Consider the following 15,368-nt stretch of genomic DNA (forward strand, 5'->3'; position numbering starts at 1 on the left):
AGGAGAGCAACATGAACAACCCAGAGATCACAATATCAAGCTACGACTTTGATTTAATCAGTGACTTACTAGATAAAATGAAATCGACTGAAGAGCTTGAAAAACTCAGCGCCGAACTCGATCGCGCTAACGTAGTGGCGTTAAAAGATTTACCAGGAAACATAGTAGCCATAAACTCAACCGTGAGCTTTATTATTGAAACCACACAAAAAGCCTTCACCTATAAATTAGTAACGCCTAAACCAAAGCTAGAAGACGGCGGGTTATCTATTATGTCTCCCATTGGCAGCGCCATTATCGGCTTGAGTGAAGGGCAAACAATAGAATGGCCAATGAGCAAAGGTGAAACTGTTACCGTAAAAATCACCAATGTGAACCACGCAGAACGAGCACAGAAGCTTGCTTAGGCTGCATGGCTTACCACAAAAAAGTTAGAATCCAATAAAGGAACCCTACGTAACCCACAACGGCTCGTAGGGTTCTTTTTGCATGCCCCTTAAAAACCCATTACTCTAATAGCGCAAATACAGCCTCACTATAAACCAAAAAACGGGCTGCCTAGAAGCCAAGTATTTAGCCTTAACGATACCCTCTAAGGCTTTGCTGGTTACGATGAATTCAAAACACTAATAATTAGAGGCTCTATGAAAAAGCTTATTGTTGTATTCACCCTCTTTCTTGTGAGCTGCGCTAGCTTAGAACCCAAATCGACTGAATCTAGCGCTTTAACCGGCACCATATCGGTTGAACTTAATAAACCTTGGCGCTTGTTTTATAAAGGCGTTCAGAAAACCCCCATTCAAATTAAAATTGAGAATCTCGATACTGGGAAAACACACCTAATAAAATCTAACTCACAAGGGTTTTATTTTTTAGCAAACGTACCTCCCGGCCACTACGCAATGTCTCAGTGGAAAATAGAGCGATCGACTTCTTCAGAAAACTGGTTTATGACCGGCGCTCTGACCAATAACTATGTTGAAGCACAGCCCGGGACCATTGGCGTTTTTAAACCCGTTTCGGCAAGTGTCTCCGTAATATCGGCAAATAAAAACAAACTGGATTTCCGCACCAACTTAGGGGTAGTCAACAAAGAAGCCTTACACGGCATGATCGCCCGAGATTTTCCAAGCTGGTTAAGTTATTTAAAATAGCCACCCTAGATTGCCGCTTAACCAAGGAATAAGCTCATGAATAACAAATACAAAACCATTAACTACAAGTTTAAAAAGCGCTGGTTTAGCTCGGAAGTAAATACCGAAGAACTCAATAACGAGATAAACGCCCAAGCCACCAACGGCTGGCAGTTTGTAAGCATGAGTGTGGTTACGCTATATGGCTACCCACAATCGGTGGTGTGTGTTTATAAGAATGTCGATTGAAACGGCTATTTGAAAACTGAACGACATTTGACTTTAGTGGCCTAGGTGTTCAATATGGCTATTATTTTTATTTATCCGCTTATCTTGGATTTAGCCTGATATGGAGGCTAGAGCGGTAGAATAAGGTGTTACTTTTAGGAGGCGAAGCAGGTATGTCGCAGGAATGTAATGAAAATGCTAAGGCTGTTCAAGAGGCGTCTAAAGCTGTCGTAAAAGTAGCAGAAACTTCTGAAAAGTTCGGTGCTTTCATCGCTGAGTTTACTCGGGAGTCATTAGAAGCTGGAATGGGAGTATTTGCTGATAAACTCAAATACCTCCGCTGGGAAAGGCAGCATCGGCTTATAAAGCGGGCAAACGAGTTTCTGAGACTAGAAGGGTTTGATAAACCCGTATTCGCCTTACCCTTAAAAAGTGCGATCCCATTAATAGAAGCCGCCTCCCTTGAAGAAGTTGACGAGTTGCAAGACTTATATGCCCGCTTAATAGTTGTGGCTACAACTAATAAAGAAGTAAATGAAACATTCATGCGCAGTTATATTGATACGCTGGAACGTTTTACACCTCTTATGGCTTCAATATTTGATAAATCTTATACGAACTATTGGAATTCAATAGATTCCGTTTCGAAGTTAGTTGACCTTGATTCTACTTTACCAGAGGATTTTTCTTCGGCAATTGTATTTGGTTCATTTGAAACCGATAAAGAATTAGCATGGAACGAGCTAGATAGACTAGGTTGCCTTAGAGTTGAAAGGAAAATGAGTGGTGGAAAGCTTCACATGGAATCAAAGACTACAAGGTACGGATTGGCTCTATTTGATGCTTTGAAACTGAAACCCGTAAATGAACAAAAGTAACAAGCGTAAGCACTGCGACTCGAAAGCTCGCGCGTGTTACGGGCGTTAGTAGCCATGAATCAGATGCATCTAGTCACATGGGGTGATACCGAATATAAGTTGCAGTGGGTATTACCTGAGGATATTCCGAAGGACTCCATAGTCACTACGGCGCATGGATATTGCTTTAAAGGTGACGAGCTATTGGTAGTGGAAAATCATCGGGGTTTTGAACTGCCGGGCGGTCATTTAGATCCTGGCGAAAATTACGAAGCAGCGTTCAAGAGAGAAGTTCTAGAGGAAGCCTGTGTACATGTAGGAAATGTAGTCTTACTTGGTTTTATTCGTGTAGAGCCATTGCTAAAGACCACTTCGTTGAACTATCCATCCATTTCTTATATGGCATTCTGCTCGTCAGTCGTAGAGAAAATTGAAGATTACTTGCCAGTTCATGAGTGTGTATCTAGAAAATACATTGCTCCAATGGAAATAAGGGTGGTTCACCATCACTGGCATGAAATATATGAACCATCACTATTATCTGCTGTTGCGTAAACTACTAACAAGCAGTGGCTGGAACGGGCCCGCTTAAACTAACCCGCTGTAGCGGGCGGGCCTTCGTCACAAAAACGTTAATGGTAATTGTATGATTCAGCCTTTATCCAAAAAGTTAATCGATCCTGTTTTTGAATTAATGAAGCAGAATATGCTTAGTTACTACGTCAGTAGAGGCGAAGATTGGAATGAGCAAAAGATTAGGGAACACTTTCTAGCCCAAGACGGTATCGTAATTGCTAAGTCCGGCCAAGTATTAGGTTTCTCATTCTATGAGTTAAAGGAAAAATGTATTCACATTCATACGTTACAAATTGCATCACCATATCAAAATCGAACTTTGGGTGGCCGATTTTTTAAATGGTATCGAGAGCTGGCAAGTAAAACTAGTTCTGAGGTCATAACTTGTGGTGTGTACGAAAGTAATGCAGCACGATACATGTATGAACGGATTGGATTTAAAGAGATAGGTTTAGTAAACGGCGTAGTCAAAATGGCGCTAACATTAACAAGTACGGACTTGGGGCTTGGGGCTCGTGACCTCTCCCCAGCCGTAAACGTTATGTTGAAAGGTCTCGGGTGATCCCTTATGAAAGAACTCTCAATGGCTGTTTTGGTTAGGAATGGAAAAGTTCTCATACAGAAGAGATATCGACGTGCAAAAGGCATGGTATTTGAGTTTCCAGGCGGGTCTGTCGATGAAGGAGAGTCTGGTGAGGTTGCAGCCAGAAGAGAGTTAATGGAAGAAACAGGTATTACTGGATTGAGTGTGCTAGGCAGTCGATCTTTGACAAACGAATATGGTGGGAAAATACATTATATTGTTTTTGAAGCTAAGCAAAATTCGAAACCAGTTGAAGTCGATCCGGTGCGTAAACAAACCTTCCATTGGTTTGACTTGGATGGAATTCCTACTTCTGACTTTTATGAAGCAGATATACACTTTATAAAGCATGAACTTGGCAACTTCACATAACAAATACGGGTTAACTTCAATAGAGATTGAGTCGAACGTCAAGGTAGAGTACTTGAATCGCGAGACTTGCTTAAATTTGGGATGTCGGACAAATTAACCGCAGCGGTGCTTCGCGATTATACCGCTACGTTACTGCCCGTTAGCTTAACGCTATGTGTAAATCAGATTCGGAGAACAATCTTAGTGGATGCCGAAGTAAAGAAAAAATTCGATTCATATCCAGACCATGTTCGAAATCGGCTTTTAGATATTAGAGGGTTAATTCTTGAGGTCGCCGAAGCTGATGAGGTTGGAGAGATTACGGAGGCGTTGAAGTGGGGCGAGCCAAGCTACGCAGCCAAAAAAGGAAGCCCCATTAGAATAGATTGGAAGCCGAAGAACCCAGAAATTTTTTCTATCTATTTCAACTGTAACACAACCCTAATTGAAACATTCAGAGAAATATATAGCGAATCGTTTCAATTCGTAGGCAATAGGGAAATGGTATTTCCACTATCAGAGGATATACCAATATCTGAGTTAAAAGCATGTATTTCAATGTCGTTGCGTTATCACAATATCAAACATTTACCATTACTTGGAGCCTAATCATCTCAACACATTACGAACGGCTCAAACGGACAAATATTCGCTGTCACTATTTTTGCTTTGAAACGAAAAAAGCCGCCATTAAATATTTGCGCGGTTAGCCGTACGTTTTGTGCTAGAAATTGGTTAGCATTTGAATCAAGGCAAACTTATGATCGATCACTTTGAAATTAAGGTAGTAGAATTTGAGAAGTGCTTGAAATTCTATTCAAGTGCACTAAAACCATTGGGCATTGTATTAAAATGGTCAGATTCATCTGCCGCTGGCTTTGGAACTACTCACGAGCCTAATGTTAGGTTTCTAATTGAGAAATCAGAGTCTTCTACAAAGAGTCATATAGCATTTAAAGCAAAAGATGAAGCATCTGTAGCGTCGTTCTATGAGAAAGGGCTAGCTACATCGGGTATTTGTAATGGCAAGCCGGGAATTAGAGAGCATTACGCACCAAACTACTTTGCGGCATTCTTATTTGATCCAGATGGTAATAACATTGAAGCAGTTGTTTACCTTTAAATGCACATAATGAAGAGTTATATGTTCAAGCCCGATTTTAACCTGCTATCACAGGGGGCTTTGAACTCGTTGGCAGCATGAGCTTAAAAATAGGTGCTAAACCAATTGTAGATATTGCAATAGGCTTAGCTACTTTGGATTCAGCTTTAGAGGTTGATTTTAAATTATTAGCAAAGCGAAGATGGTTTCGCTACCTTTCTATTGCCGAAAAACGTTAGGCTTACACTGAGTCGGAAATTAATGATTTCATGGCTAATTCTGGGTTTGTAGTATCAAAACAGGAGAGAGAAGTTGGTTACACTTCAGGTGCAGGTTATGCCTGCGAGTATTTAATGGTAGCTGCACGTAAAGACTAACAGGTAGCAGAACCCGCCCGTACCAGGCTTTGAATTGAACATTATTTGCCATACCCAGAGAGTAATATTTGAGATGAATTATACAGGTTCGTGTTTATGCGGTGATGTGAGCTTTGAACTCAATGGTGAGTTCGAAAGTTTCTATCTATGTCATTGCAAGCATTGTCAGAAAGATACGGGCTCAGCGCATGCATCAAATTTATTTTCAACAACAGCAAAGCTGATCTGGCGAACAGGAAAATCTAAAATCACCACCTATAAGTTACCAAAAACGAAACATGTTAAAAGCTTCTGCTCAAGTTGTGGATCTGCCGTTCCAAACATTCAGATGAACAACAAACTTGTTGTTGTACCAGCGGGCTGTTTAAACGAAGAGATTTCCATTAAACCGACAGCGCATATTTTCAAAGCAAGCGCTGCTTCGTGGGAGGATAACTTAGACAATGTTAAATCTTATGATCAACTTCCTGAATAGAGACACAAAAACTATTAACGCACGCCTACGGCTTTACGTGGCTGTCGCCACACTGTATTTTTATCATTATAGAAAACAGCGAAACCAGAAGCATTCAAAATATATAGGTACTATTTTCAGAGTATTTTACAGCTTGTCGATCAGGATTTTGTGAAAATTCGAAGTCCTTCTGAAAGGTGGTGGGTAAGAACAAGAAGCTACATATCTCAAAAACACACTATTTTGCTTTGAGTAGCACTGGTAAAGAAAAACTCACGGAATCCCTTTAGTCCGAATATGCACAGATTTGCGACTCGCTACTCTCACAGACAAGGAGGCCAAATCTTACTGCCGTTTCTGGCAATGAATATTTTGAAACTCAGTATAAAACTGTTATTAGTCTTGTAAAAAATGAAGGATAGTTAAACTAGGACATCCATCATATTTCCGTTTGAAGTACTGATTCATGAACTAGGATTGGAAAATGTATACTCTCCAAAATTCGAGTGTCTTACTCGAATATATATTCCCCTTTTAGATATCCTTCAAGTGCACCACTGTTGAAATTTTATTTATAAGCATTCCCTACAATCTAAGTTTGCCTATTGAAGCACACACTTAATTTCGAAGAAACTTGATTTATTTGTTACTATCACAATAAGTTACCTAAATATTTACACACTATGATAGACATTACCGGCTTTATAATAACCATTCTGCCTATTGCCCTCTCTCCTGGTACTAGCTTTACATTGGCCATTTCAAATATTGCTATTGCTGGGCTACGTGGTGTGCTGCCTGTGATTTTGGGCTCCGGCGTTGGCATTGTTCTACATGCCACCTTGGTGGGCTTAGGTGTTTCAACACTCATAGCCAACAATCCTCAAGCGATGTATGCACTCCACTTATTTGGCATAGCCTTTTTGGGCTGGCTTGGATTTAAGTTATTGTTCACTGGCATTCAAGCGTTCCATGAAAATTTAGCGCTGAATCATAGATTAGTAGGCTTTAAACAAGCATTATTATTAAACTTAATCAATGCGCGAGCCATTGTTTTGTACCTGACAGTAACGCCTATTTTTGCAGGTAATTCCCTGACCGGCTTCATTGCGCTAGGGCTAGTTCATGTGGCAATGTTGGCTTGCTGGATACTACTGGCTGGCTCTATCATTATTATTGCGCGTAGAAAAATAAAGCTTAATCTCGTTACCGGGGTAATTAACTTCATGGGCGGTACTTCGTTGTTAGCCGTTACCTTGAATATGATCTACGCCAACTTCTTAGCTTAACTTAAGGTTTTAGTTTAACAATGGATTCAAAAACTGATTTAAAATAAGGAATAATTTAATGAAAGCAAGGATAAAGCACTTTGGGTTGGGTATTGTATTCTTTCCAATCCCATTTTTTTATACCACTGTATATTTAGGGGATATTGAAAACACCCTTTCTAGCTTTATAAGTATACTTATTTCTAGCCTGCTTGGCTTTGTGTTGGCAGGATTATATGCTGAGGTTTTTGCACCAAAAATCAGACGGTTTTATTGGTTAATAACTTTATTTATAGGCATATTGATCACTATTGCTTTGCTTATAACGGGTTTGGATGAAAATACGTTTGTTGATGCAAGCTGTGTAGCGGTTGCTTTTGTTCTCATGGCAACAAGCTATAATGATGGCGTGCATAGACCTCTGAATTCAGTCCAAGAACAAAAAGACGCCCTTAGATAGTTAAAGAGCAAATTTGCCTCACCGCTAACTATGAAGAGGCATATGAACTCGAAATATTTGATGCTGAAACACCTGATGCAGTTTGACTTTCGGTGAAGCGTCATCGCTTTAAAAAAAGGCCAATACTAGTGTATTTTAAAATATGTCGATTACTGGCACATTAACGTAATGTCGAACACCAGCTTCACAACACGGTTAGACCGTCGCCAGCGCCTTCTCGCCTTATTGAGGTCCGAAGGCAGCTGGAACACTGCCAACCTGCGCGATGAGCTTGATGTGAGCCAGCGAACCTTGATGCGTGAGCTGGCCGAGCTGAAATCGATGGGTTATCCGATCGAATCTGAACGCGGGCGAGGCGGGGGTATCCGGTTAAAAGGACGTTGGGGCATAGAGCGTTTACATCTTTCTCATCAGGAAGTTATTGAACTCGTAATGGCCCTCGCCATCATGGAGAGGCTTCAATCGCCGTTCTTAACGAGTAACCTGAAGGCTATCCGACAGAAATTATTTCAAGCCTTTCCTGAAAACCAACGAAAGTCAGTCTCTGGTATCCGTAAACGGATATTCATTGCCGACAAAGTCGAGCCTTTTTCAGAAGGCGACATGAAAGTGAAACTAAGCCAATCAACAGCAAAAATTTCTGAAGCGTTTTTAAGGCAACAGCTTGTCGAGATTCACTATGAATCACAATCAGGACAGCGAACAAGCCGGGTAATTGAGCCGCACTATATTGTGCTGAACTGGCCCACATGGTACATACTTTCTTATGATCATTTGCGTGAAGCCGACCGGCTGTTTCGAATAGATCGAATTAGAAAGGCACAGGTGTTAGTGAAGACCTTTCGTTTAAAACCCAAACCTCAGTTCCACGAACGCTACGAACCTTATTTCCAATTGATTTAAGATTAATATGCCAACAAATGGCACATATGTCCTTATTGTGTGTTTTAAAACCACTCACAACAAAATTAAGGACCTACTATGTCAACGCCGCTTTGCTTTCCAAACCCTAGCCTGATCGACTTAAACGGCATCCAACTGGAAGTCTTTGAAGCCGGGCAACAACACCGAGGCAACCCTATCGTTCTGTGTCACGGCTGGCCGGAGCTCGCTTACACTTGGCGCTATCAAATAGACCCATTGGTTGAGGCGGGCTTCCATGTCATCGTGCCCAATCAGCGAGGTTTTGGTCGTTCAACAGCACCTGAGTACGTAGATGCGTATAACATATCCTATCTAACCGCGGACCTTATCGCCCTTCTGGATCATTTTGGGTACGACAAGGCAACGTTTGTCGGTCATGACTGGGGTGCAAACATTGTCTGGAGCCTAGCCATGTTGCACCCGAGCCGTGTCCATCGTCTAGTGAATCTCGCCTTGCCGTACCAAATACGAGGTGACCAGCCGTGGACGGAAGCACTTGAGGCGTTTTTCGGCAGTGACAATTACATAGTTCACTTTTGCCGGCAGCCCGGCGTGGCCGATGCGATCCTCGATGACAACGTAAACAGGTTTCTCGGTAATCTGTTCCGCAAGAATCTGCCTGCCAAACCGCCAGAGCCTGGCCAGATGATGATCAACCTAGCTCTAAACAAAATGCCTGAAGGCGATCCGATCATGGCTGACGCTGACCTGCAGGTGTTTGCAGAATCATTTATTCACACCGGACTTACACCCAGCATCAACTGGTATCGTAACCTGGACCGAAACTGGGAAATTCTAGGTCATGTTGACCCCATCATTCATCATCGAACGTTGATGATTTATGGGGAGCAGGATGCAATACCAAAGCTCGAAAATATTCGCGAGTTTGTCCCGAATATCGATGAAATTAGTCTCGATTGTGGTCACTGGATTCAGCAGGAACAACCGGAGGCTACCACAGCCGCCATCTTAAATTGGCTAGAAACCACGAGTTAACAACCAATTTAGTTAGGGTTATTGCACTATTTGCATAGGCGTTTGCTTTTTTTTGAGAGGATGAATTAAATTATGTTCAAGTTTGCCTTGGGACTTTCAACAGCTCCTATTTTCATTGCTCAACTAGTGACGCCTACACGCTTTTTTTTGGAATTGGCTGGCATACCCGATGTTTATGTTTTTTTAATAGGTTTACTTTGGCTTACTTTGATATGCTCAGTCTATTGGGCTAAAAAATTAGTAGACTACGAATCTCCTCATCTAGCTCTATTGTGTTGTCTTTTAATATTTTCACCTATATCGAGAGTACCTGTTTTCATATTATGGTGGATCACTAATAAATGGGAGATTGGTACTCATTACGATATATTTGATACCTGGACTCAAGCACTCATTGGGCAGCTTTTTTATGGCTCTCTTATTCAAGTCGTCCCGGGATTTATCGTTGGTTCTATTACTATTGCTGTTCTACGTTTGACAGCAGAATAAACATCACTTAAAAAATCAACTTTGGTTTGGTATCTTTGGATGGAATAAAATATTCTATAGATGACAAGGGCAACATTCTGCCTGGATTTACGCGCTATGCTCGGTTCAGTGCAATACCGAATAAGCTAAAGCGTTACCTTCAAAGTTTGGTTCCATGAGCAGACGCTCTTACTCATTTTGTTAATCGCAACAACCCTAAAGGTATGAAAAAGGATATGACGCATTTACCTGAATTGATTGAAACCGAAAGAATGATCGTACGTGTCGCCCAACCAGGCGATGGTGCCAGCTTTAACAAAGCCATTCTCGAATCTATCGAACATTTAAAAGATTGGCTTGGTTGGGTAACGCCGCCACCTACTGAATCGCAGTCAGAGGAATCTTGTAGAAAAGCCTATGGTCGTTTTCTTCTCAATGAAGATTTAATGGCGCTGTTCTTTCACAAAGAAACTGGCGAGGTAATCGGCGGTAGTGGCTTACACAATGCCGATTGGGATAAGCGTCAATTTGAAGTGGGGTATTGGGGTAATTCTCGCTATTCTAAACAGGGATTTATGACTGAAGGCGTCAAAGCTTTAGTCTCTTATGCGCTGAACGAGTTGAAGGCCACGCGCGTCTATTTAACTACCGACGAAAGAAATAGTGCTAGCTGGAAACTTGCGGAACGTGCTGGTTTTGTACACGAAGGTACGTTAAGAAATGATCGCTACGACATGGAAGGAAACCTGCGAAATACCAAAGTTTACTCGGTGGTTCCATCTGATTCACAACGATAAAGTTCAATAGACTTTGGCTTAGGTTTTATGTGCATTATTGGGCAACGAGGCTATGAAAAAAACATGGAAATTCGAGCTATTTCTTGGGAGCAAACACTGCCACTAAGGCAAAGTGTATTATGGCCAAATAAACCATCAGAATTTTGTCATGTAGAGGGTGATTCAGGTGCCATGCATTTTGGCGCATTTACTAACGACCAGCTAGTTTGTGTAGCTTCTGTTTACCTCGATGCGAACAAAGCGCGCTTACGAAAATTTGCAACCCATACGGAATACCAAGGCCAAGGTATAGGCTCAAAAATGTTAACCTATATTTTGCATTCCCTAAAAGATACCGATGCAAAGGTTTTTTGGTGTGATGCAAGAGAATCGGCTTTAGGTTTTTATCAGCGCTTTGGTATGCGGCAATGCGGAGAACGGTTTTATAAAGCCGATATCACCTACTTTAAAATGGAAGTTTCTTTATAGGGGGGTCGACGTTGATTTAAGCACCACCAATATTTATTAGAATAAAAGTGATACGAGGCGCGCGAAACGATGATTGTATAAATCTAGCCCTATCCCTCTAGGAAAGCCAATCACATTGGATATTGAGCGGCATTCATTTTGGCTAAGGCTTGCTTAACAATTTGCAATTTTCAACCTAAATAGAATAGGCTACAGAACTCATTATTCTTTGTTCAATAATAAAAAAACTAAAAAGGATTTCAAATGTACCGTGCCCTAACGCTAAGCCTTGCAATTATCTACACAACCGCCCACGCGGCTGATATCAAAGAACGCACAGACGCTCATGGTATTGCGCAAGTTTGGGTGCCGCCAGGTACTTTTATGATGGGTACCGACAACCCAAATTTCACAGAGCCTAGTTGGGCGGTCAAGGTGTTTCCTACCGAAGCGCCTCGCTTTGAAACCACGATTACCGAAGGGTATTGGATTGATAAATACGAGGCCACCAATGAAAGTTTTCAGGCGTTCGTTGATGCCGATGGTTATACCACCGAAGCCTTTTGGTCGAAAGAAGGTTGGGATTGGATAAGTGGGCGATACCTTCCTATTTATCCAATACCTTGTCATGAGGGTGCTGCTAATTTACCGCGCGCTTGCATCACCTGGTATGAAGCCGAAGCTTATGCTGCCTGGCGTGGCGGTAGGCTGCCAACAGAAGCGGAATGGGAATACGCCGCAGCGGGGCCTAGTAGTCTCATATTCCCTTGGGGCAATGAATGGCAAGACAATCACGCAAACATTGGCGACACTGCGTTGCCCGTTGGTAGCTTACCGGCTGGTGTTAGCTGGGTTGGCGCGCACGATATGTCTGGGAATGTCATGGAGTGGGTAAGCGATTGGATAAACTTTGATTTTGATCGCTCTACTCAAGGAGATAATCCGACTGGCTCACCGACCGGATTCAAAAAAATGGAGAAAGGCGGATGGTATGGCAGCCACCCAAATGTAAGCCGTAATGCTTACCATCATTTTGAAGATGCGCCCATTTATCAAGATTCGCACATCGGCGTGCGTGTAGTTACGCCAGCGAAAATGCCTTAATGCACAGCGCTGGGCAGCAAGGCTATAGCACAGCAATAGCGAAAGGCATGCTTCATTGGGCTGTGGAACAAGGTGCAACCTATGCTTACCTTCAAGGGGTTGCCAACTGATCCGCTATAAAACTCTAAGAAAAACTCGGATATAAACGCCAGTTTGATGATTGGTATAGAGTACTGAGTCAAGGTAGGCTGACGGTTAGTCATTGTTAAAAGGATTAAATACTATGTCTGGTTACCAGCTAGCTCAACTTAATGTTGCCAAGCTTCTCGCCCCAATAGATTCGCCCAAAATTGCAGACTTTGTGGCCAATCTAGATAGAATTAACGCGCTTGCAGAAGCCTCTGAAGGCTTTGTATGGCGTTTACAAACAGAAGAAGGTGATGCTACGGGCATTGATTATTTTGGTTCAGATATAATTGCCAATATGTCCGTTTGGCGATCAATAGATGCGCTTCACCATTACGTATATAAAACGGCGCATATTGAAATTATGCGCCGTAAAAAGGAATGGTTTCATCACATGAGTGAAGCACACACAGTGCTTTGGTGGATACCTTCTGGCCACAAGCCTAGCATTGAAGAAGCCGCACTTAAGTTAAGCACTTTGCAAGATAAAGGCCCCACTGAGCAGGCTTTTACGTTTAAAAAGTCTTATTCAATACCTAGTGAATTTGTTTAAAACTAACCAACAATGAAATAAGGATAATTTCGTTATGACAACTCTTAAAATTAACTTGCTTAAGGTTTCAGGCACTCTATTTGCTTTTATTTTAGCTCTGTACGGCGGTATTGCACTCTACCTACTCTCAAGATCTTACCTCATGATAGACGAATCTTTTATCTCAACATTTTCTAGAATGATTTTTAGCTTTTTAGGTGCGGCATGGGTATATAGTTTTACCAGCTTGAGCTGCAAGTTCTTTAAAGAGCAGCAAACGTCTTAACGAGGCGGTTTGGATATTGATGGAAGGCGTTTCTTGCCATATTACTATTCTAGGCAAAAGCCAATAGTCTTAAGTGGCGCTGCAGTATCTATGCAACGCCATTCATTTTTACCAAAAGTTAATCTTTATCATCATTTAATAAATCGGCCAATACCACGCGTGGTACACCCAGTGCTCTAAGAACACCTGCAACTACATTGTTGATAGATTTAGTCAGATTAAACTTTTTGTTTTCTGGGAAATCATCAAACACTGGCTGGTGTGCATCAATTAAGGCAATGCGGTCTGAGCCGAGCTGGGTTTTCATGTAATCGACACTCGGCTGTACGTTTTCGATATAAAACTGAAAGCGTTTAACCAGCGATTGATCATCATCGTCGGCACGGCCACGAGATTGCGCACGCGCCATCATTTCTTGGCGGCTAATACTTAGGTGAATCACTTTAAGCACCGGGATATCCATGCTTTCTAAAAAGGCTAACAAGTGCTCAGCTGCGCGGACTGTTCTTGGATAACCGTCTAAAATGAAGGTTTCTTCTCGGGTGCTTCGGGCTTGTTCAATATGGGCGGCGACAAAATTTTCTGTCCAACGGTTCGGCACTAATAAACCGTTCATGGTACAAAACTCCAGCCAGTCTAGCTGAGAGGTAAATAAGTCCATATTTGGCTTTTTGAAATAAGCTTCAAGTTCGGCTTGGTAAGAACGTACCTTTGCCGATAAGCTTTCGCTCGAGTCTATGCAATCAAATATGTTGGTGGTGGCGCTTAGGTCGTACTTGGTGGCCAATAACTCGGCAAATTCGGGGTCTTCTTTGGCGCCGCGGAAGGTACTGCGGAGAATTTCACCCATAGATAGGTGTGCTTCGGGGCGTATGCTTAGGGTTCGGCAGAGGGCACTGGCCACTTCACCTTTACCGCAACTCGATGGTCCGGTGAGAATAATCACCCCCGGCTCTCTAACGGTGACTTTTTCTACCTGCACTAACGATTTAAGGCGGCTTTGAGATTGCATTGTGTTCCCCAATTGTCGATTTAGGGAATCTTCGCTATCTTTGCCATTTAATTCAAGTGAATTATCTGAAAACCGCCCAGTTTGCGATTATCGGATGTATTTAACGCTCTTTTGGAACCACATCAACATCATCATATCGCCTTCGATCACCACATCTTTCTCTTGAATGGCTTTCATGAAGGCATTTTTGTCTTTACCGGTCGCCATAGACCAAAGCGTATTAAACCCAACGGTAGGGCTGCTAAAACGAATCGTCATTCCAGCGTCACCTTGATGACCTGATTGCGTGTTTATTTGCTGGTCTTTAAAGGTAAATAACCGCCCAGGTTTTTCTTGAGCGGTAGTAATGAGAATAGATTTGTCGACGTCGATCAAAAATGACTTCATTTTAATGTTATTGCGGGCCGCACGGCGGTACATAATGGCCATTAACCATAAAAGTGCTCGGAACTTCATAATATCTCAGCTTATTCAAACGATCGTTTGAATTTACCCTATTACTAGACACTTGTATAGTTATAAAAATGCTCGGTTAGCCTTAGCTGAACTTCTTCAACATGCTATCGGGCAACCAACGCATCAGCTGCTGCACAAACAACCACGGCCATGTTGGGGTGTAACTGGTGGGTTTTTCTTTGTCGATGGCCTTCACTAAGGCGGCGCACCCAGTGTCTAAATCTACAATAAACGGTACTTTTTTCACTTTTTCATTGAGCTCTGTGCGAATAAAGCCAGGGTGAATACACGAAACCTTGATCGGTGTATTTTGCACATCGATACGAATACCTTCGGTCATGGTGGTTAAACCGGCTTTAGTTGCTGAGTAAACATTCAACGCTCGGCGAAAACCGCGCACCGCACTGACGGAAGAAATAGTCACAAGGTGACCGTGATTTTGTTCTCTGAAAATTTCCATCGCCGCTTCGGCTTGCGCTAAAGCAGCCACAAAATTGGTCATCGCCGTTTCTCGGTTGGCTTCAAAATAGCCCGTGCCAATCGATGCACCTTTACCCATACCCGCATTGATGATTATTCGGTCAATCGTCGTAAAGCTTTGTTGAAACGCTTTAAATACAGTGAACACGGCATCGTGATCATTTACATCTAGGCTTTGAAGCTCAATGCGAATGTTTGGGTGCTTTTCAAGCAAGCTGGATTTAAAGGATTCTAAACGGTCGAGTCGGCGCGCACAGAGCGCTAAGTTATGCCCTTTGGCGGCAAATTTTTCAGCCATACCCTGACCAAGCCCTGAGCTTGCACCGGTAATTAAAATTGTTTTTCGCATTA

Annotated in this window: 28 protein-coding genes and 1 pseudogene; 24 read left to right on the forward strand and 5 right to left on the reverse strand. The window is 42.3% G+C overall.

What is annotated here, in order from left to right; genetic code table 11:
* Nucleotides 1-11 precede the first annotated feature (11 nt).
* The 4 genes and pseudogenes from QWZ13_RS18425 to QWZ13_RS20100 all read left to right on the forward strand — a co-directional run.
* The gene (locus tag QWZ13_RS18425; protein WP_290283082.1) at nt 12-407 is read left to right on the forward strand and encodes a GreA/GreB family elongation factor; all 396 of its coding nucleotides are present in this window, start codon (nt 12-14) and stop codon (nt 405-407) included.
* A gap of 237 nt (nt 408-644) precedes the next feature.
* Entirely contained in the window at nt 645-1,154 is a 510-nt protein-coding gene (locus tag QWZ13_RS18430) for a carboxypeptidase-like regulatory domain-containing protein (RefSeq protein WP_290283083.1), read from the forward strand.
* 36 nt (nt 1,155-1,190) lie between these two features.
* Nucleotides 1,191-1,382, forward strand: a complete 192-nt coding sequence (locus QWZ13_RS18435) for a DUF4177 domain-containing protein (RefSeq protein ID WP_290283084.1) — start codon at nt 1,191-1,193, stop codon at nt 1,380-1,382.
* Between the two features lie 284 nt (nt 1,383-1,666).
* Nucleotides 1,667-2,074, forward strand: a pseudogene (locus QWZ13_RS20100) (Abi-alpha family protein); the annotation flags it as partial.
* Nucleotides 2,075-2,157: 83 nt separating this feature from the next.
* Here QWZ13_RS20100 and QWZ13_RS20030 read toward each other — a convergent pair.
* On the reverse strand, nt 2,158-2,295 hold the full coding sequence (locus QWZ13_RS20030; protein ID WP_290283086.1) for a hypothetical protein: 138 nt from the start codon (nt 2,293-2,295) through the stop codon (nt 2,158-2,160).
* On the opposite strand from QWZ13_RS20030, the gene QWZ13_RS18450 reads away from it, so the two are divergent.
* From QWZ13_RS18450 to QWZ13_RS18530, 17 genes are all read left to right on the forward strand, one after another.
* Nucleotides 2,273-2,773, forward strand: a complete 501-nt coding sequence (locus QWZ13_RS18450) for an NUDIX hydrolase (protein WP_290283087.1) — start codon at nt 2,273-2,275, stop codon at nt 2,771-2,773. The genes QWZ13_RS20030 and QWZ13_RS18450 overlap by 23 nt on opposite strands.
* Nucleotides 2,774-2,924: 151 nt before the next feature.
* Nucleotides 2,925-3,356, forward strand: a complete 432-nt coding sequence (locus tag QWZ13_RS18455; protein WP_290283088.1) for a GNAT family N-acetyltransferase — start codon at nt 2,925-2,927, stop codon at nt 3,354-3,356.
* A gap of 21 nt (nt 3,357-3,377) precedes the next feature.
* Complete coding sequence (locus QWZ13_RS19965; RefSeq protein ID WP_353959001.1) at nt 3,378-3,749, forward strand: NUDIX hydrolase; 372 nt, start codon at nt 3,378-3,380, stop codon at nt 3,747-3,749.
* Nucleotides 3,750-3,815: 66 nt separating this feature from the next.
* A complete protein-coding gene (locus QWZ13_RS18465; RefSeq protein WP_290283090.1) occupies nt 3,816-4,337 on the forward strand; it encodes a DUF1801 domain-containing protein in 522 nt (173 codons plus the stop codon).
* Entirely contained in the window at nt 4,277-4,438 is a 162-nt protein-coding gene (locus QWZ13_RS18470; protein ID WP_290283092.1) for a hypothetical protein, read from the forward strand. The genes QWZ13_RS18465 and QWZ13_RS18470 overlap by 61 nt, the downstream gene beginning before the upstream one ends.
* Nucleotides 4,439-4,488: 50 nt before the next feature.
* Nucleotides 4,489-4,851: a VOC family protein gene (locus tag QWZ13_RS18475; RefSeq protein ID WP_290283419.1), complete on the forward strand. Its 363-nt coding sequence runs from the start codon at nt 4,489-4,491 to the stop codon at nt 4,849-4,851.
* 429 nt (nt 4,852-5,280) lie between these two features.
* On the forward strand, nt 5,281-5,682 hold the full coding sequence (locus QWZ13_RS18480; protein ID WP_290283093.1) for a GFA family protein: 402 nt from the start codon (nt 5,281-5,283) through the stop codon (nt 5,680-5,682).
* Entirely contained in the window at nt 5,651-5,836 is a 186-nt protein-coding gene (locus QWZ13_RS18485; RefSeq protein WP_290283094.1) for a hypothetical protein, read from the forward strand. Before QWZ13_RS18480 ends, QWZ13_RS18485 begins: the two co-directional genes overlap by 32 nt.
* Nucleotides 5,837-6,344: 508 nt before the next feature.
* Nucleotides 6,345-6,950, forward strand: coding sequence for a LysE family translocator (locus tag QWZ13_RS18490; protein WP_290283095.1), 606 nt, complete (start codon nt 6,345-6,347; stop codon nt 6,948-6,950).
* A gap of 280 nt (nt 6,951-7,230) precedes the next feature.
* Nucleotides 7,231-7,389, forward strand: a complete 159-nt coding sequence (locus tag QWZ13_RS18495) for a hypothetical protein (RefSeq protein ID WP_290283096.1) — start codon at nt 7,231-7,233, stop codon at nt 7,387-7,389.
* A gap of 168 nt (nt 7,390-7,557) precedes the next feature.
* Nucleotides 7,558-8,292, forward strand: a complete 735-nt coding sequence (locus QWZ13_RS18500) for a helix-turn-helix transcriptional regulator (protein ID WP_290283097.1) — start codon at nt 7,558-7,560, stop codon at nt 8,290-8,292.
* A gap of 228 nt (nt 8,293-8,520) precedes the next feature.
* Nucleotides 8,521-9,309, forward strand: coding sequence for an alpha/beta fold hydrolase (locus tag QWZ13_RS18505; RefSeq protein ID WP_290283420.1), 789 nt, complete (start codon nt 8,521-8,523; stop codon nt 9,307-9,309).
* Between the two features lie 72 nt (nt 9,310-9,381).
* Complete coding sequence (locus tag QWZ13_RS18510) at nt 9,382-9,798, forward strand: hypothetical protein (protein WP_290283098.1); 417 nt, start codon at nt 9,382-9,384, stop codon at nt 9,796-9,798.
* A gap of 35 nt (nt 9,799-9,833) precedes the next feature.
* Nucleotides 9,834-9,956 (forward strand): hypothetical protein, encoded by a 123-nt coding sequence (locus QWZ13_RS18515; RefSeq protein WP_290283099.1) that lies wholly within the window; start codon nt 9,834-9,836, stop codon nt 9,954-9,956.
* Nucleotides 9,957-10,001: 45 nt separating this feature from the next.
* Nucleotides 10,002-10,574, forward strand: coding sequence for a GNAT family N-acetyltransferase (locus QWZ13_RS18520; RefSeq protein ID WP_290283100.1), 573 nt, complete (start codon nt 10,002-10,004; stop codon nt 10,572-10,574).
* A 63-nt stretch (nt 10,575-10,637) separates the two neighbouring features.
* On the forward strand, nt 10,638-11,042 hold the full coding sequence (locus QWZ13_RS18525; protein WP_290283101.1) for a GNAT family N-acetyltransferase: 405 nt from the start codon (nt 10,638-10,640) through the stop codon (nt 11,040-11,042).
* Between the two features lie 243 nt (nt 11,043-11,285).
* Nucleotides 11,286-12,125: a formylglycine-generating enzyme family protein gene (locus tag QWZ13_RS18530; protein WP_290283102.1), complete on the forward strand. Its 840-nt coding sequence runs from the start codon at nt 11,286-11,288 to the stop codon at nt 12,123-12,125.
* On the opposite strand, the gene QWZ13_RS18535 is transcribed toward QWZ13_RS18530, so the two are convergent.
* Nucleotides 12,122-12,328, reverse strand: a complete 207-nt coding sequence (locus tag QWZ13_RS18535) for a hypothetical protein (RefSeq protein WP_290283103.1) — start codon at nt 12,326-12,328, stop codon at nt 12,122-12,124. The two genes, QWZ13_RS18530 and QWZ13_RS18535, sit on opposite strands and share 4 nt — an antisense overlap.
* Nucleotides 12,329-12,348: 20 nt before the next feature.
* On the opposite strand from QWZ13_RS18535, the gene QWZ13_RS18540 reads away from it, so the two are divergent.
* Genes QWZ13_RS18540 through QWZ13_RS18550 form a run of 3 tightly spaced genes read left to right on the forward strand, consistent with a single transcriptional unit; the run spans nt 12,349 to nt 13,249 of the window.
* The gene (locus QWZ13_RS18540; RefSeq protein WP_290283104.1) at nt 12,349-12,804 is read left to right on the forward strand and encodes a DUF3291 domain-containing protein; all 456 of its coding nucleotides are present in this window, start codon (nt 12,349-12,351) and stop codon (nt 12,802-12,804) included.
* A gap of 34 nt (nt 12,805-12,838) precedes the next feature.
* Complete coding sequence (locus tag QWZ13_RS18545) at nt 12,839-13,069, forward strand: hypothetical protein (protein WP_290283105.1); 231 nt, start codon at nt 12,839-12,841, stop codon at nt 13,067-13,069.
* Nucleotides 13,070-13,078: 9 nt separating this feature from the next.
* Entirely contained in the window at nt 13,079-13,249 is a 171-nt protein-coding gene (locus QWZ13_RS18550) for a hypothetical protein (protein WP_290283106.1), read from the forward strand.
* Here QWZ13_RS18550 and QWZ13_RS18555 read toward each other — a convergent pair.
* The 3 genes from QWZ13_RS18555 to QWZ13_RS18565 form a co-directional block, all read right to left on the reverse strand.
* Nucleotides 13,188-14,081: an adenylate kinase family protein gene (locus tag QWZ13_RS18555; protein ID WP_216000215.1), complete on the reverse strand. Its 894-nt coding sequence runs from the start codon at nt 14,079-14,081 to the stop codon at nt 13,188-13,190. The genes QWZ13_RS18550 and QWZ13_RS18555 overlap by 62 nt on opposite strands.
* Nucleotides 14,082-14,168: 87 nt before the next feature.
* Nucleotides 14,169-14,510, reverse strand: a complete 342-nt coding sequence (locus QWZ13_RS18560) for an SCP2 sterol-binding domain-containing protein (protein WP_353959029.1) — start codon at nt 14,508-14,510, stop codon at nt 14,169-14,171.
* A 109-nt stretch (nt 14,511-14,619) separates the two neighbouring features.
* A complete protein-coding gene (locus QWZ13_RS18565; protein ID WP_216000217.1) occupies nt 14,620-15,366 on the reverse strand; it encodes an SDR family oxidoreductase in 747 nt (248 codons plus the stop codon).
* Nucleotides 15,367-15,368 lie beyond the last annotated feature (2 nt).

It is taken from the genome of Reinekea marina, from assembly GCF_030409715.1.
Lineage (GTDB): Bacteria > Pseudomonadota > Gammaproteobacteria > Pseudomonadales > Natronospirillaceae > Reinekea > Reinekea marina.